The sequence below is a fragment of the Oscillibacter sp. UBA6647 genome (assembly GCA_002455655.1).
Taxonomy (GTDB): Bacteria; Bacillota; Clostridia; order Oscillospirales; family Oscillospiraceae; genus Oscillibacter.
Genome location: DKLF01000097.1, coordinates 37,431 through 53,198, shown reverse-complemented (window position 1 = coordinate 53,198; position 15,768 = coordinate 37,431). Strand labels below are relative to the sequence as shown.

Annotated in this window: 14 protein-coding genes and 1 other annotated feature (1 of these 15 cut by a window edge); of the genes, 2 read left to right on the top strand and 12 right to left on the bottom strand. The window is 57.5% G+C overall.

The features are described from left to right. Positions 1–106: a binding site (T-box leader), on the top strand (it extends 105 nt beyond the left edge of the window). Between the two features lie 60 nt (positions 107–166). Together B2W96_RS07385 and B2W96_RS07380 are read left to right on the top strand one after the other, a co-directional pair. Next, positions 167–1,585 carry a glycine--tRNA ligase gene (locus tag B2W96_RS07385; protein WP_293009643.1) on the top strand — a complete coding sequence of 473 codons (1,419 nt, stop codon included), beginning with the start codon at positions 167–169 and terminating at the stop codon, positions 1,583–1,585. A 100-nt stretch (positions 1,586–1,685) separates the two neighbouring features. After that, positions 1,686–3,623 (top strand): LTA synthase family protein, encoded by a 1,938-nt coding sequence (locus B2W96_RS07380; RefSeq protein WP_293009642.1) that lies wholly within the window; start codon positions 1,686–1,688, stop codon positions 3,621–3,623. A 174-nt stretch (positions 3,624–3,797) separates the two neighbouring features. Here the strand turns inward: B2W96_RS07380 and B2W96_RS07375 are convergent, their stop codons facing one another. The 12 genes from B2W96_RS07375 to B2W96_RS07320 all read right to left on the bottom strand — a co-directional run bounded on the left by B2W96_RS07375 (position 3,798) and on the right by B2W96_RS07320 (position 15,763). Next, on the bottom strand, positions 3,798–4,952 hold the full coding sequence (locus B2W96_RS07375; RefSeq protein WP_293009641.1) for an alanyl-tRNA editing protein: 1,155 nt from the start codon (positions 4,950–4,952) through the stop codon (positions 3,798–3,800). Between the two features lie 172 nt (positions 4,953–5,124). Next, positions 5,125–6,309 (bottom strand): glycoside hydrolase family 3 N-terminal domain-containing protein, encoded by a 1,185-nt coding sequence (locus tag B2W96_RS07370; protein WP_293009640.1) that lies wholly within the window; start codon positions 6,307–6,309, stop codon positions 5,125–5,127. A 92-nt stretch (positions 6,310–6,401) separates the two neighbouring features. Continuing rightward, positions 6,402–8,177 (bottom strand): aspartate--tRNA ligase, encoded by a 1,776-nt coding sequence (aspS, locus tag B2W96_RS07365; RefSeq protein ID WP_293009639.1) that lies wholly within the window; start codon positions 8,175–8,177, stop codon positions 6,402–6,404. Positions 8,178–8,259: 82 nt separating this feature from the next. Next, positions 8,260–8,790, bottom strand: a complete 531-nt coding sequence (locus B2W96_RS07360) for a hypothetical protein (protein ID WP_293009638.1) — start codon at positions 8,788–8,790, stop codon at positions 8,260–8,262. A 35-nt stretch (positions 8,791–8,825) separates the two neighbouring features. Beyond that, positions 8,826–10,181, bottom strand: coding sequence for a histidine--tRNA ligase (gene hisS / locus B2W96_RS07355; protein WP_293009637.1), 1,356 nt, complete (start codon positions 10,179–10,181; stop codon positions 8,826–8,828). 183 nt (positions 10,182–10,364) lie between these two features. Beyond that, complete coding sequence (locus B2W96_RS07350) at positions 10,365–10,778, bottom strand: methylglyoxal synthase (RefSeq protein ID WP_293009636.1); 414 nt, start codon at positions 10,776–10,778, stop codon at positions 10,365–10,367. 16 nt (positions 10,779–10,794) lie between these two features. Next, entirely contained in the window at positions 10,795–11,538 is a 744-nt protein-coding gene (minD, locus tag B2W96_RS07345; RefSeq protein ID WP_293009635.1) for a septum site-determining protein MinD, read from the bottom strand. A 117-nt stretch (positions 11,539–11,655) separates the two neighbouring features. Then, positions 11,656–12,351 carry a 16S rRNA (guanine(527)-N(7))-methyltransferase RsmG gene (gene rsmG, locus B2W96_RS07340; protein ID WP_293009658.1) on the bottom strand — a complete coding sequence of 232 codons (696 nt, stop codon included), beginning with the start codon at positions 12,349–12,351 and terminating at the stop codon, positions 11,656–11,658. Continuing rightward, positions 12,351–12,758: a large-conductance mechanosensitive channel protein MscL gene (gene mscL, locus B2W96_RS07335; protein ID WP_293009634.1), complete on the bottom strand. Its 408-nt coding sequence runs from the start codon at positions 12,756–12,758 to the stop codon at positions 12,351–12,353. The genes rsmG and mscL overlap by 1 nt, the downstream gene beginning before the upstream one ends. Before the next feature lie 202 nt (positions 12,759–12,960). Further along, positions 12,961–14,268, bottom strand: coding sequence for a serine--tRNA ligase (gene serS, locus B2W96_RS07330; protein ID WP_293009633.1), 1,308 nt, complete (start codon positions 14,266–14,268; stop codon positions 12,961–12,963). A gap of 60 nt (positions 14,269–14,328) precedes the next feature. Next, positions 14,329–14,865 (bottom strand): hypothetical protein, encoded by a 537-nt coding sequence (locus tag B2W96_RS07325; protein WP_293009632.1) that lies wholly within the window; start codon positions 14,863–14,865, stop codon positions 14,329–14,331. Between the two features lie 13 nt (positions 14,866–14,878). Beyond that, a complete protein-coding gene (locus tag B2W96_RS07320) occupies positions 14,879–15,763 on the bottom strand; it encodes a ParB/RepB/Spo0J family partition protein (RefSeq protein ID WP_293009631.1) in 885 nt (294 codons plus the stop codon). Positions 15,764–15,768: the final 5 nt, after the last annotated feature.

Genomic DNA, 15,768 nt, shown 5'->3' with positions numbered 1-15,768 from the left:
CGTTTGAGCGAAAGCAGAATGCGCCGGTCCCCGCCGTTACCGGGTCAGAGTGCGCGCTTCTTGGCGCGAATTCAGGTGGCACCGCGGACAATTGTTCGCCCTGAGCTTTGCTCGGGGCGTTTTTTATTTTGCGGCCTGTTTATTGGATGAAAGGGAGAGGGAGATTATGAATAACACCGAAAAAACCATGGAAAAAATTGTGGCTCTGTGCAAGAGCCGGGGCTTTGTGTTCCCCGGCAGCGAGATTTACGGAGGTTTGGCCAATAGCTGGGACTACGGCCCCTTGGGCGTGGAGATGAAAAACAACGTCAAGCGCGCATGGTGGAAAAAGTTTGTTCAGGAAAATCCCTACAATGTGGGACTGGACGCTGCGATTCTGATGAATCCCCAGGTGTGGGTGGCCTCCGGCCATGTTGCCACCTTTAACGACCCGCTGATTGACTGCCGCTCCTGCAAAATGCGCCACCGGGCCGACAAGTTGGTGGAGGAATACAACCAGGAAAACAACATCACCGACGTGAACGTGGAGTCCATGGACGGCGAGGCGCTGGTTTCCTATATCCGGGAAAAGCAGGTTCCCTGTCCCGGCTGTGGAAAATCCGACTTCACCGACATCCGCAAGTTCAACCTGATGTTCAAAACCCATCAGGGCGTGACGGAGGGAAGTGCCAACGAGGTGTATCTCCGGCCCGAAACGGCGCAGGGTATTTTTGTGAACTTCTCCAATATCCAGAGAACTACCCGCCGCAAGCTGCCCTTCGGCGTGTGTCAGGTGGGTAAGTCCTTCCGTAACGAGATTACCCCGGGCAACTTCATCTTCCGCATCCGGGAGTTCGAGCAGATGGAGCTGGAATTTTTCTGCAAGCCGGACACCGATTTGGAGTGGTTCGCGTATTGGCGGAACTATTGCCACGAGTGGCTCAAGGGCCTGAACGTGAAGGACGACAACCTGCGTCTGCGTGACCACGAGAAAGAGGAGCTGAGCTTCTATTCCAAGGCCACCACCGACTTTGAGTATAAATTCCCCTTTGGCTGGGGCGAGCTGTGGGGCGTGGCTGACCGGACGAACTACGACCTCTCCCAGCATCAGGAGCACTCCGGTCAGGACCTGGCCTATTTCGATCAGGAGGCGGGAGAGCATTATATCCCCTATGTCATCGAGCCGTCTCTGGGCGCAGACCGGATGACCCTCGCTCTGCTGGTGGAGGCCTATGACGAGGAAGTGGTGGACGCGGAGAAGAACGACACCCGCGTGGTGATGCGCTTCCATCCCGCCATCGCGCCGTTTAAGGTGGCGGTGCTGCCTTTGAGCAAGAAGCTGGGCGACAAGGCCCGGGAGGTTCAGCAGATGCTTTCCTCCGAGTGGATGGTGGACTTTGACGAAACCGGCTCCATCGGAAAGCGCTATCGCCGGGAGGACGAAATCGGCACGCCCTACTGCGTCACCGTGGACTTTGACACTGTGGGCGACGACGAGAAGGCCGGGGATAACAGTGTTACCGTCCGGGATCGGGACACCATGGAGCAGGTCCGCCTGCCTATTGACGGACTGAAGGCATATCTTGCGGAGAAGCTGGCCTACTGATCGTCTTTGCGCTCTCTTCTGCGCGGAGTGCCCTGAAAAAGCGAAAAGCGGGACACGGAGATTGCCGTGTCCCGTTTTCCCCTGAAAGCGAGGAAGTACATTGAAGCAGACGCTTTTAAAAATCGGAAAGTCCGCGCTGGTGCTGCTGGAAGCGCTGGGGCTTGGCGGCGCGGTGGCCTTTGCTATCCAGTGGATTACGCTGGGAGATGCGCAGGCGGCGCTGGACTGGTGCCTTGGGGCGCTGCCGCCCTTTTGCCTGACGGCGGTGTTTTACGGCGGCGGCGCGCTGCTTTTGGGCCTTTTAGCCGGTCGGCTGTGGGTTGGGGCGCTGGCCTCTTCCGCAGTGGGAGTGACGCTGGCGCTGGTAAGCTATTTCAAGCTCGCCATCAACGGCACGCCGCTGGAGGCCGAGGATTTCGGCATGATCGGTCAGTTGGATCAGGTGATGGGCGTGGCGGGCGACCTGAAGGTTCCCGGACGGGGATGGGCCGCGGTGGGGATGTTGGTGCTGGTGGTTGTCTTTTTGTTTCTTGTTGGTAAAAGACTGACGCTTGGCAGCGGGCGCACCCGGTTTGTGCTGGCCACGGTGGTGGCGTCTCTGGGGCTTGGTCTGATCATCGGCCCCGGTGGGCCTGCGCTGGGACGGACTTTTTCCGTGAATACGCAAGATCGAATCATGTCCGCAATCTCCTATCGGGACTACGGATTGACCGTGGGCCTTTGGCGGGATATGTGCTTACTTGCGGGACAGGAACCGGAGGGCTATGGCCCGGAATATATGCAGCAGGTGGTGGAGCGGCTGGACGAGCTTTTGGGCGCTTCCGGGACGGACAAGCCCACTGGGGAGCAGCCCAACGTGATTTTTATTCTCTCCGAGTCGTTTTACGATATGACCCGTCTGCCGGGGCTGACCCTCTCCGGCGACCCTGCGGAAAACTTTCACCGGCTGAGCGGGGAGGGGATTTCCGGGCGGTTTTATTCCAGCTATCTGGGCTATGGCACCGGCTATATCGAGCAGTCCATTTTTACCGGCCTGACGGGAAAGGATTTGAAGCCAGGCACCAACATTTCCTTCCGGGATGAGGGGGATTACAGTCTTCTGGATTCCGTGGCAACGTCCTTTCAGTCGGCGGGCTATGAGACGGAGATGCTTCACGCCTACAACAACAGTCTTTATAACCGCACGGTGACGTATCCCAAGCTGGGATTTAACCGCCTGCTGTTTTCCCAGCAGATGCAGGAACTGGACCTGAACATTCAGGGAAGTCCCTATGCCGGGGGCTACTATCTCAGCGACCATGTGTTTACCCAAGCCCTGCTGAACCGGCTGGACGCTGCCAATGAAGAAGGAAAAAAGGCGTTTCTCTTTGGCATTTCCATGGAGAACCACCAGCCCTTTGATCCAGAAAAGTTTGGCTACGAGTGTCAACTGGAGGTTTCCGGCGACCAATTGAGCGAGGAAAATCTGGCGATTACACGGGTGATGCTGGAAGGGCTGACGCGGGCAGATCAGGCGCTGGGCGAGTTGACCGACGCTTTGCGGGAGCGGGAGGAGCCTACGGTGGTGGTCTTTTTCGGCGACCACCGGCCCAACCTATTTATGACAGACGGAGGCACGGTTTACAGCCATCTGGGCCTTTGCGAGAGCAACGATTGCTCCCGCTGGAGCATTGAGCAGGTGGCGGACCTGTACTCCACCGACTATCTCATCTGGGCCAACGATGCGGCGCTTTTGAAGCAGCCTGCCGGGACAAAGCAGGACACGGGACTCACGGCCCTTGGCCCGGCGGTGCTGGATGCGGCAAATATGCCCCGAAATCGGTACTGGGCCATGCAGGAGCGGTTGTCCAAGGCCCTGCTGGTGAATACGGATTTGTACTGCGTCACGGGCAAGGGCGTACCCTATTGGAACGAGTCCGACGCGGCGTTGAGCGACGAGGATAGAGAGCTGATGAATCTGCGCAGCGCCATTGTTTATGATACGTATTACGGACAGCGCTATGCCACCGTTGCTATGAACCGGAACATTGGAAGTTAAAGCGAGTTAAAGGAAATACCGTCACACGCCTATGGCGCGTGACGGTATTTTTTTAATGAAGTGCGATAACGGCATACGCAGTGGGCTGTCAGATTTTTGGCGGCCTAAAGCACTGCAAGTCTAAAAATTGGTTTCTTGGAAGTCCCAAAACTGTGTTGTGGAAAACCTTCCGCATCAGAAAGCGGTTTTAAAGAATGCTTCAATTTCCGCTTGCTTGGCCTGAACAGAGCCTTGAGCAAAACCGTTGCGCCCGCCGCCCCGTCCGTGGAGCGCGGCGTTCATCGTCTTTACCAGAGGGCCGATATCTTTGCCATCAGCCCGGAGGAGGGCATATTGATACTGCTCGCCCTCTCCCGCAAACACGGCGGCAAGCCCGCCGCAGGTGCGGCTCACCGCGTCCGCCAGCTTCCGCGCCCCGTCCGGGCGCAGGGGCGGCTGAAAAAGAAGCGTGTTGCCCCGGCCTGTCTCCTGTGCGGCAATGCGCTCGAAAAGCGCATCCTCCAGCCGGGTAAGCCCTGCCTTGGCAGCGTTCAGCTCCGTCTCCAGCCGCTCCACCGCCTCGGCGGCGTCCTGCGGCTTCACGCTGAGACGGCGGCCCACTGCCCGGCTCTGTTCCCATGTGGCAGAAAGCAGGGCAAAGGCCCTGCCTCCGCAGAGGATTTCCAGCCGGACACCCTCCCGAAATTTCTGGCAGGAAAGAATTTTTACAAGTCCCACCTGCCCGGACCGAAGCACATGCGTGCCGCAGCAGGCGCAGCAGTCCGCGCCGGGAAAGGCCACAATGCGCACCTGTCCTGTTAGCTCCTTTTTGGAGCGGTAGTCAATGGACTTCAATTCCTCCGGGGTGGGGAAGGAAATATCAATGGGGACATCCGCCCAGATGTATTCATTGGCGCGGCGCTCCGCTTCCAGCGCCTGTTCCCACGAAATGTCGGCGTTATAGTCGATGGTGACGGTGTCGGCCCCCATGTGAAAGCCCACGTTGTCACAGTGGTGAGTTTTACAGAGAATACCGCTTAAAATGTGCTCGCCGGAGTGCTGCTGCATATGGTCGAACCGGCGGGCCCAATCCAGTTGACCTGTTACGGTTTCCCCAATTTCCACGGGGTTTTCACAAATGTGGAAAACAACGCCGTCTTTTTCGTAAACATCCAGAACATTCACGCCGCCCAGCGTCCCATGGTCGGCAGGCTGACCGCCCCCCTCTGGATAGAAGGCAGTCTGGTCCAAAACCACTTCCCAGCCGGTTTCCGCCGCTTCACAGGTGAGAACCTTGGCGGTAAACTCTTTTAAAAAAGGGTCGGCGTAATAAAGCTTTTCAGTTTCCATGTGGAAAACTTCCTTTCTGCGCGAAAACAACGCCGCTGATCTCCGGACCGAACCGGTCGCGGCGCTTTTGCGATGCGTTTATCAAAGTCCATTCTTTTACCGGAAGGGCCGCCCGGCCTTTCAAAACCGGGCGGCCCTGCTTTCAAGACAGACACAATCCAAAAATAATTTCTTAGATCAGCCCCAGCGCCTGTTTCCACTGGAGCACCTGCGTACAAAGCAGGTTGATGGTGGGTTCATCCAGCGTCCCGTCCGCAGCGGCGGCAAGGACCTGAGGAATCTGCGCGCGATAATCCGTGGCGATGAGCAAATCGTTTCCCGCCTGAAGCGCCATGACAGCCGCGCTGCCGTTCTCCGCATAGGCTTTCACAGCGTCCATCACCAGATCGTCGGTCATAACTACGGTGTTTTCAAACCCCGTCTCGGCCATCAGATTCCGAAGCGTTTCATGGACGGCGGGGGAAAGGGAAGCGGGCAGGTTCGGGTCCATGCAGTTGACGATGTTGTGAGAGACGAGCACCGCGCTCAGCGTTGCGCCGCCCTGCAAGCCTGCGGTAAAGGGAAGAAAGTCCGAGTTTTCAAAGGTTTCCAAGGGTCGTTTGTCTATGGCAATGCCGGTGTGGGTATCCACATTGTTTCCGTAGCCGGGAAAATGCTTCAAAACGCTGCCCATGCCGTCTTTCCGCATCTGGCCCACCACGGCGCGGACATACTCCGCCGTGGATACCGCGTCCTGTCCGAAGGAGCGGTCATAGATAAAGTCGCCGGAATTGGTGGATACGTCTGCCACCGGGGCCAGATTCACGTTAAAGCCCAACGCTTTTAGAAGCACGTCTTTTTCATGAGTATCCTGAATAATCGCATCCATGCCCCCGGCGGCGTATAGCTGCTGGGGCGAGGAGAATTTTCTTGCCCGAAGATGGGGATTCGAGGAAACCCGCACCACGCTTCCGCCCTCCTCGTCCACGCCAATGAGCAGGGGAATGCTTGCCGCCTCCTGATAGCTGTTGATGGTCTGAATCAGGTCGTTGGCGGTCTTGTCTTTCGTATCCCGCCCAAAGAGGATATAGCCGCCCAGATGGTAATTGGCCACGTCCGCCGCTGCGTCTGTCTCCGGGACCCGGGCAAAAAACAACTGGCCCACCTTTTCCTCAATGGTCATCTGGGTCAGCAGGGCGTCTATCTGCGTCTTTTTTTCGTCCACAAGCGGGGGCGTTGGTTCCTCGGATGCGGAGCCGGACCCGGACCCGGCGGAGTGGGCCGGGTCCGGGAGAGATGTGCTGGGAGACGGACCACCGCAGGCGGTCATGGTAAACAGGCTGGATGCGGCCAGCAAAGAGCACAGCAAGCGTTTCATAAATCCTCCTTTGCGGTAATCCCGCAAGCGCGCCCCTTCCCGAAGGGAGATGCACCCATCTCACCCGCGGGCGCGGAAATCGCGCCGAAAATTTATTCCTCCGGCTTCACTAAAGCAATGTGCAGCTCGTCCAACTGCTTTTGGGTGACAACGCCGGGGGCGTCCATCATCACGTCCTGCGCGTTTTTGTTCATGGGGAAGGGGATAATCTCCCGGATGGAGTCCTCTCCCGCCAACAGCATGACCATCCGGTCCACGCCGGGGGCAATGCCCGCGTGAGGGGGTGCGCCATAGGTAAAGGCGTTGTACATGGCGGGGAATTTGGCCTTCACGTCCTCTTCGCCCAGCCGCACCAGCTCAAAGGCCTTTACCATAATCTCCGGGTCGTGGTTTCTCACCGCGCCGGAGGAAAGCTCCACGCCGTTGCACACCAGATCATACTGGTCGGCGGTGATGCTCAGGGGATCAATTTCTCCGGCCTCTGCCTTGAGCAGGGTGGAAAGCCCTCCGGAGGGCATGGAGAACGGGTTGTGGCAGAATTCCAGCTCGCCTGATTCTTCGCCTGTTTCGTACATGGGGAAATCCACAATCCAGCAGAAGGAATACTGTTCCTTGTCCATGTGACCGGGAACCGCCGCACCCAGCGTCTTCACCAGCACACCGGCCGTTTTCTGGGCGGCGGAAAGCGCGCCTGCGGACAGGGCCACGAAATCTCCCGCCTTCAGACCCAAGGCGCTTACTACCGCGTCCTTTACCGGGGACACGAACTTGGCAATGCCGCCCACTGCCTCGCCGTTTTCGTCCAGCCGGAACCAATAGGCCTTGTTCCCGGACTGGATTTCCACGTCGGCAAGAGTTTTGTCGATAAACTTTCGTGTCTCGTTAAACTCGGAAACCACCACGGCCTTCACGGTGTTCCCCGCAAACGGCTCAAATCCGCAGCCGGAGAGAACGTCTGTCGCGTCCTGCACCGTCAGATCAATCCGCAGGTCGGGCTTGTCGGAGCCGTATTGCTCCATGGCCTTTGCATAGGGAATCCGGGTAAAGGGTGCGCTGCTGGCCCGGTCATACGCGCCAAACTTAGCAAAGATGGGGGGCAGCACGTCCTCCAGAACGGCAAACACATCCTCCTGAGACGCGAACGCCATCTCCATGTCAAGCTGATAAAACTCGCCGGGAGAGCGGTCCGCCCGGGCGTCCTCGTCCCGGAAGCAGGGGGCGATCTGGAAATAACGGTCAAAGCCGGAGGTCATCAAAAGCTGCTTAAACTGCTGGGGGGCTTGAGGCAGGGCGTAAAACTTGCCGGGGTGGTTTCGGGCGGGCACCAGATAGTCTCTGGCCCCTTCGGGGGAGGAGGCGGTGAGAATGGGGGTGGTGATTTCCAAAAAGCCGTGCTCCGTCATGGACTGGCGCAGGGCCGACACCACATTGCACCGCAGAAGAATGTTTTTTTTCACGTCGGGATTGCGCAGGTCAAGATACCGGTATTTCAGGCGGGTGGCTTCGTCGGCTTCGCGGCTGCGGTTGATGGGGAAGGGCAGCTCGTTGTGGCGGCAGCGACCTAAAACTTCGATGGAGGAGGGGACAATCTCCACCTCGCCGGTGGGCAGATTGGCATTTTTAGATGCTCGCTCCCGGACAACGCCGGAGACGGAGACGGTGGACTCTTTATTGATGCCCTTGAGGGTTTTCACGTCTTCGGAAGTCTCGGCCACCACCTGCGTGGTGCCGTAAAAATCCCGGATGACGGCAAAGGCCAGCTCCGCGCCCACCTCCCGGACATTTTCCAGCCATCCCACGATGGTGACGGACTTGCCCGCGTCGGCAAGCCGCAGCTCTCCGCAGGCATGGGTTCTCGATTGTGTCATGATGGTGATTTCCTTTCTATATGTGAAATGGAAAACGGGTAAAACCAAATACAAACTGTATTTTTTTGCGGATTAATTGCAATCAGGAATCGACGGGCATGGAAGCGTCCCATAGTCTCTCGCCTAGCATTTGTCCGATCTCTCCACCGTGGGACAGCTTAAGAGGAAGGTTGACAGCTCCGCCCCACAGGGTTTCGCCTGCGTAGGACCACTCGTCAATCCAGAAAAACAGTCCCGCCGCATTCCATTCCCCTGAGTCAGCGTGAACAATACCGAGGATATCCATGGTATGCACCATGCCCTCCTCCAGCGGCTTGGGCCCGGAGGGGCCGTTTGCCAGTGGGGGAATGGCCTGAAGCACGAGATTGGTGAGAGGCCTACGAAAGCGAAGCGCCTTCCACTTGGATAGCAGTTCGTCAAAGCCGGGCTCCCCGGTGGCAATACGTAAGTTTCGGGGCTGGTAGTCCCGGACCTCGTAAGAGCGGCTTATAGAAATGTCAAAGATATCCGGCTCCATGCCGGGGTAAAGGGTTTCAAGCCCCACGGGACGGGCATACCACAGCCCGCTCCCGATCAAAAGCAGAAAACAGAAAATCAGGAGGGTTTTCCACAAGCGGCGTTTTTTCGCACCCGCTTTTTCTCCGGCGATCATCCCAAAATGACGGAGCCCTTGTTCTTCTCCGCAAGGCCAGACTTAATGAGGGCGGCGGTGGCAGCCGCATCCAGCTTGGTCTGCTCGCCGGTGAACATGTCCTTGCAGGCGACCACGCCGGAGTTCACCTCATCCTCGCCCAAAAAGACCACGTAGGGAATGCGCAGCTTGTCGGCATAGGACATTTTCGCCTTAAACTTTTTATCCTCGCAGTGGAGCTGGGCCCGGATACCGTCCTGACGCAGAAGCGTCGCAAAGGAGATGGCGGGACCCAAATCCTCCGTCATGGGGAGGATCAGCACGTCGGTGGGAGCGGTGAGCAGGTCGGGGTTCAGCATTCCCTGCTCTCCCAGCACGTAGAACAGGCGGGTCAGGCCGATGGAGATGCCCACGCCCGGAAGCTCCTTTTCCGTGTAATATTCCGCCAGATTGTCATATCGACCGCCGGAGCAGACGGAGCCTACCTCCGGGTGATCCAGCAGCGCGGTTTCATACACCGTGCCGGTGTAGTAGTCCAGTCCCCGGGCGATGGTCAGATCCACCACAAAATTGTCACTGGGGACGCCGAAAGAATCGAGATAGTTTACGACAAGGGAAAGCTCGTCCAGTCCCTCGTCAAACAGCGGATTCCGGCCACGATAGCCTTCCAGCGCGGCCAGAATGGCCTTGCTGCCGCCGGAGATGGCGATAAACTTCAAAATCTCATCTGCTTTTTCCGCAGGGATTCCCAGATCGTCCACCAAAATTCCCCGCACTGTGGTCTGGCCGATTTTTTCCAGCTTGTCCACAGTCCGCATCACCTCGCCGGAAAGCTCGGAAAGGCCCAGCATGGCGTAAAACCCGCCCAGAATCTTGCGGTTGTTCACGCGAATCTGAAACCGGTTCAGCCCCAAGGTGGAAAAGACCCGGTAAATAATAGCGGGAATTTCCGCGTCGTTGATGGGGGACAGCTTCCCGTCGCCAATCACGTCGATATCCGCCTGATAAAACTCCCTAAAGCGGCCCCGCTGGGCCCGCTCGCCCCGGTAGACCTTGCCGATCTGGAACCGGCGGAAGGGGAAGCTCAGCTCGCTGTAATGCATGGCCACGTACTTGGCAAGGGGGACCGTCAGGTCAAAGCGGAGGCTTAAATCCGCGTCGCCCTTGGTAAAACGGTAAATCTGCTTTTCCGTTTCGCCGCCGCCCTTGGCAAGCAAGACTTCGCTGGCCTCGATAATGGGGGTATCCAGCGGGGTAAACCCGTAGAGGGAAAAGGATTGGCGGATGACCTCCATAATGCGCTCCATCTGCTGCTGGGGCGCGGGGAGCAGCTCCATAAAGCCGGAGAGTGTACGCGGTTTTAAAACAGCCATGACAAAAGACTCCTTTATCCTGTAATTTAATTGAACCGTCAGGGATAAAAAGGCGCTCCCGCCCCGTGGGTTTGGGACGAGAGCGGAAAACGCTTCGCGGCGCACCCAAATGCGGGAGGGGGAGATTCTCCTCGTTCCCGTTGGCTTCCGTCCGTGGGGCAGGAAAGCCTGCCCGGAACGCTCTCAGACCTGGGGATGGGTTTTGGGATTGACAATGTCCCGCCAGTCCAGATCGCCCCGGGCCAGACCCAGAATCAGCAGCTCCGCCGTGGCGATGTTGCTGGCGTAGGGAATGTTGTTCTGGTCGCACAGACGGGAGATGTAGGTCACGTCCTCCGCCATGCTGGGGCTGTTGGGATCGTCAAAAAACAAAACCAGATCAATCTCGTTATAGGCGATACGGGCGCCAATCTGCTGGCAGCCGCCGTGGGCGAAGGAGAGGAAGCAGTGCACGTCCAGCCCTGTGGCGTCGGCCACCATATGGCCCGTGGTGTTGGTGGCAAAAATCGTATGCCGGGAGAGAATGCCGGCATAGGCCGTGCAGAATTGAACCATGAGGTCCTTCCGGTTGTCATGGGACATGATTGCAATGTTCATCGGAATAGGCTCCTTTCTATTTCATGCGCATCAGGGGCACACGCTGTCCCATGAGACGCCGGGCAATGTTTTGATAGGCGGTGGCTGCGGAGCTGTCGTAAGTCAAAGTCAGAGGAACGCCCCGGTTCAGTGCGAGGGGGAGCCGGTCGTCCTCCGGCACCACGCCGATTAAAGGAAGTCCGGCGGCGTCAATCGCGTCGTCGATGGTGGCGTGCATGTTTTTGAGAAGCTTTTTGCGCACCCGGTTGACCACCAGATGGAGTTTTCCCCGGGGAAAGGCTGACAGTTCCATCACCGTGTGCTGCGCGTCCCGCAGGGACGCGGCGTCGGACGTGGTGACCACCACGCAGCGGTCAGCCCCGCACACAGCCAGACGAAAGCCGCCCTCCAGCCCCGCCGGGGCATCCATCAGGCAGAAGTCATACCGTTCACGAGCCTGCTCCGCCAAAGCGCGAAACTGTTCTTCGCCCACGGGGCGGCCCCGGCTGCGCACCGGCGCGGTGAGCAGGTGGAGCGAGGGGAGCCGAGAGTGGCTTACCACGGCTTCCGACAGGGTACATCGACCGTGTGCCACGTCGGAAAAGTCCATTAGGGCCTTGTCCGTCAGTCCCAGTGCCAGATCAAGATTCCGAAGGCCCACGTCGCAGTCGATGCACAGCACGCGTTTCCCGGCCTTCGCCATGGCGGAGCCGACCCCCGCCACAAAGGAGGTTTTGCCGGTCCCGCCTTTGCCGGAGACGACGGCGATACATTCACCCATCGGAACTCACCTCTTGTATATCCTGATTTTACAGGAAGAATGCGCCAAAATCAAAACAATTTAATGTGTTATCAGAAAAAATTTTCAATTTGCTGCCCCAGTAGTGGCTTTTGGCTGTCAAAGGGGGTCTTTTTTGATTTTTGCGAAAGACCGGGGATAGGCTTTCGGCGTGGGTTTTATCTTTTCCACCAGTACCGCCCGGTGTACAATGTCCGTGCCGGGAATTGAATAGTCCCGGACTCCGGCGACCCGACCGCCTAAAACGGAGATGGCATGTTCGGCGGCGGAAAGCTCCTCGTCGCTGTCCACGGATTTCATGGCAAGGAATGTACCTCCCTTTTTTACCAGAGGAAGGCACAGCTCCGAAAGCACGGATAGGGAGGCCACGGCCCGGGATACCGCCGTGTCAAAGGATTCCCGCTGTGCGGCGGCAAACTCCTCCGCCCGGGCGTGGACACATTTCACGTCTGAAAGGCCCAAAGCTGTGCAGACCTCTTGCAAAAAAGCAATGCGCTTTCCGAGGGAGTCAAGCAAGGTCACATGGGATGATGGCTCCAAAAGCCGGATGGGAAGGCCGGGAAATCCGGCCCCGGTGCCCACGTCCACCACGGTTTTGTTCCGAAAATCCAGCAGGTTTAAAAGCGCCGCGCTGTCCAGAAAGTGAAGCCGGGCCACCTCGTCCGCTTCTTTGATGGCGGTGAGGTTCATGACCTTGTTTTTCTCTTCCAGCAGTGCCGCGTAGCGCAGCAGGGAGGGGACGGAGGACTGATCCAGCCCCAGCGCCGTCAGTCCCTCCCGCAGGATGGTTTCCATCATTTCTTCTGCTCTTTCAAAAGGTCACGAATCTCTGTCAGCAGGGCGGCCTCTGGGCTGGCTGCGGGTGGCTTGGGAGGTGCAACCTCTTCCTTTTTCCGGAAGCGGTTGATGGCCTTCACCAAAAGGAAGATTGCCAGCGCCGTAATCAGGAAGTTCAGAATGGCAGAAAGGAAATTGCCGTAGGGGATGACTGTCTGGCCACCGCCCACCACCCAGACCATATCCTCAAAGGAAACCTTCTTTGTGAGCAGGCTGATGAGGGGCATAAGAATGTCGCCAACAAGAGAATCCGCGATGGCTTTGAACGCGCCGCCGATAATCACGCCCACGGCCATGTCCACTACGTTGCCGCGGGAAATAAACTCTTTAAATTCGGCAATGAGTCCGCCGGCTTTTTTTGTCATGAAAGTTAAGTCTCCTTTTTAAAGTGCAGCAGCGTTCAAGCCGCTGCGGCCCAATGATTTCAAGCGCATGACCCCAATAGAGCCGATTTCCCGCCGAAAACAGAGGGAAACCTGTGCCGCTGGTGCGGGAAAGGCTCTAAACGGGTTTAACAATTTGTAATAATTCAAAAAATTATTACAAATCGCAATCAAATGCAAAATCTTAGGCGTTCTTGGGAATCAATTTCTCCTTGCCGCCCATATAGGGACGCAGCACGGCGGGAATCAAAACGGAGCCGTCCTCCTGCAAATTATTCTCCAAAAACGCAATCAGCATCCGGGGCGGGGCCACGCAGGTGTTGTTCAGCGTGTGGCAAAGCTGCATTTTCCCGTCCTCGTCCTTGTAGCGGATGCGCAGACGCCGGGCCTGTGCGTCGCCCAGATTAGAGCAGGAGCAGACCTCGAAATACTTCTGCTGGCGGGGGGACCAGGCTTCGATGTCGCAGGATTTGACCTTCAAATCCGCCAGATCGCCGGAGCAGCATTCAAGCTGCCGCACGGGAATGTCCATCGACCGGAACAGCTCCACGGACATCGCCCAGAGCTTTTCGTACCACTCCTTGGATTCCTCGGGCTTGCAGACAACAATCATCTCCTGCTTTTCAAACTGGTGAATGCGATAAACGCCCCGCTCCTCGATGCCATGCGCCCCTTTCTCCTTGCGGAAGCAGGGGGAGTAAGAGGTTAGCGTCTGGGGAAGGGAAGTCTCGGGCAGAATCTGGTCGATATACCGGCCAATCATGGAATGCTCGGAGGTGCCGATGAGGTACAGGTCTTCGCCCTCAATTTTATACATCATGCCGTCCATATCCGTCTGGCTCATGACGCCCTCCACCACGTTGCCGTGAATCATGAAGGGAGGAATGCAATAGGTAAATCCCTTGTCAATCATAAAGTCCCGGCCGTAGGCCAGTACAGCTTCGTGAAGCCGGGCAATGTCCCCCAGAAGATAATAAAATCCGTTACCGGAGACACGGCCCGCAGCCTCCAGATCAATGCCGTCAAACCGCTCCATCAGATCTACGTGATAGGGAATTTCAAAAGAAGGAACCGCTGCCTCACCAAAGCGCTGCACCTCTACGTTGGCGCTGTCGTCCGCGCCAAGAGGGACGGAGGGGTCGATAATCTGCGGAATGACAATCATCCGGCTGCGAATTTCTTCGTCCAACTGTGCTTCCTGTTTTTCCAGCGCTTCCAGCCGATGGGCGTTGTCTGTGACCTGCTTTTTCACGCCCTCGGCCTCCTCCATTTTGGAGGGGTCCTTCTTGGCTTGTCCCATCAGCATGCCAACCTGCTTGCTCAGGCGGTTCCGGTCGGCGCGAAGTTGATCTGCTTCCGCGATGGCAGCGCGGCGTTTGGCGTCCAGTTCGATGACCTCGTCTACCAGAGGAAGCTTTGCATCCTGAAACTTTTTGCGGATGTTTTCCTTGACTGCGTCGGGATTCTCCCGGACAAATTTGATATCCAGCATATTCGTTTTCTCCTTACCACATACCGTGTAAAATTTTTATAGGGTCAATAAAGCCGGGATTTACCACACTGACATCACGGCTTCCTTCAATTGCTGGTATCGCTGGGCCGGGGAGACAATCTTGTCCAAGTCGTCGTTAGAGAGGAGGGCGGGCTGCCCCGCGTCCTCCATGGATTGAAGCGTCTGACGGCAACCGTCAAAGTCTCTGGCGGCGTATTGCTGCTGCAAAAGGTACAAAGACAGCAGCGCATCTGTTTTATCATCGGACGCCATCCCAGCGTCCTCCAGTTCCTTTACCTGTGCTTCCAAATCCCGAACCTGCTTTTCCGCATCCTCCAGCCGGGAGTGAAGCCTCAGGTTTTCATCCTGACTCTTTTGCAGCTCCTGCAAGGTGGTAACGGAGCTTTGCAGAGTGCCGATAACCTCCTCGTTGCTGCGCTGATGGGTCAGAAAAGAAAGCGCCATGAGTAAAAAGGCCACAATAAACAGGACCATAATATAGACGACGACGGGCTTGTTTTTCTTTCCGTCCGGGGTACTGACCTCCGACGCGGGAGCCTCGTCCTCGGCTCCTGTGCTGCGCTTTTCCAGTTTCATTTTCAGGTATTCCTCACATTTGTTCGGACTGGGCGCGCTTGATTTGAAGAAGCGTCAAGGCCTCCAACAAGTCATTCAGATCGTCCACTCCGTAATATTCCAACTCCACGCGGCCTTTTTTTCGGCCTGATACGATTTTAACACCTCGGCCCAGCCGGGAAGCTAACTCCCGCTGCGCCTCCGCCGCATAATCCACCTTGTCGGAGGATTCGGACGGGTCTTCCTGCTTCTCCGCGCTCAGCTTTTTCACCAGCGCCTCTGTCTGGCGGACGGAAAGCCCCCCGGAGATCACAGACCGGGCCGCGCTCTCCTGTAAAGCGGGGGAGAGGGGCAAAAGGGCTCTGGCGTGTCCTGCGGACAAGGTTCCGTCCTCTACCAGCGCCTTTACGGCGGGGGAGAGGGTCAGCAGGCGCAGTGCGTTCGCCACGGCGCTGCGGGACTTGCCAACAGCTTCGGCTGCTTCCTCCTGCGTCATGCGATAGGACTGAATCAGGGATTGAAAGCCGGCGGCTTCTTCCATGGCGTTCAGGTCTTCCCGCTGGAGATTTTCAATCATGGCCAGCTCCGCAGCCTTCCGATCGTCGGCCTCCACCACTACAACCGGTACCTCTGAAAGGCCCGCCATACGGGCGGCGCGCCAGCGGCGCTCTCCCGCCACAATCTGATAGTACCCGGAAGCGAGCTTCCGAACCGTAAGCGGCTGAATAATTCCGTGGCGGCGGATCGAGTCCGCCAAATCGTTCAATGCGTCCCCGTCAAAGCTCTTACGGGGCTGGGTGGAGCAGCTCTCCACCTGGGAAATCGGCAGAGAGAAGGTGCCGGTGGTTTCCGTTTTCAGCACATCGTCTCCCAACAGGGCGCCAAGGCCCCGTCCCAACCCGGATTTTTGAGACGCCATAGCGA

Bases quoted from the DNA above. Each gene is read 5' to 3' on its own strand.
- B2W96_RS07385 (WP_293009643.1), top strand. From the start codon at position 167: ATGAATAACACCGAAAAAACCATGGAAAAAATTGTGGCTCTGTGCAAG.
- B2W96_RS07375 (WP_293009641.1), bottom strand. From the start codon at position 4,952: ATGGAAACTGAAAAGCTTTATTACGCCGACCCTTTTTTAAAAGAGTTT.
- B2W96_RS07370 (WP_293009640.1), bottom strand. From the start codon at position 6,309: ATGAAACGCTTGCTGTGCTCTTTGCTGGCCGCATCCAGCCTGTTTACC.
- aspS (WP_293009639.1), bottom strand. From the start codon at position 8,177: ATGACACAATCGAGAACCCATGCCTGCGGAGAGCTGCGGCTTGCCGAC.
- hisS (WP_293009637.1), bottom strand. From the start codon at position 10,181: ATGGCTGTTTTAAAACCGCGTACACTCTCCGGCTTTATGGAGCTGCTC.
- B2W96_RS07350 (WP_293009636.1), bottom strand. From the start codon at position 10,778: ATGAACATTGCAATCATGTCCCATGACAACCGGAAGGACCTCATGGTT.
- minD (WP_293009635.1), bottom strand. From the start codon at position 11,538: ATGGGTGAATGTATCGCCGTCGTCTCCGGCAAAGGCGGGACCGGCAAA.
- rsmG (WP_293009658.1), bottom strand. From the start codon at position 12,351: ATGGAAACCATCCTGCGGGAGGGACTGACGGCGCTGGGGCTGGATCAG.
- mscL (WP_293009634.1), bottom strand. From the start codon at position 12,758: ATGACAAAAAAAGCCGGCGGACTCATTGCCGAATTTAAAGAGTTTATT.
- serS (WP_293009633.1), bottom strand. From the start codon at position 14,268: ATGCTGGATATCAAATTTGTCCGGGAGAATCCCGACGCAGTCAAGGAA.
- B2W96_RS07325 (WP_293009632.1), bottom strand. From the start codon at position 14,865: ATGAAACTGGAAAAGCGCAGCACAGGAGCCGAGGACGAGGCTCCCGCG.
- B2W96_RS07320 (WP_293009631.1), bottom strand. From the start codon at position 15,763: ATGGCGTCTCAAAAATCCGGGTTGGGACGGGGCCTTGGCGCCCTGTTG.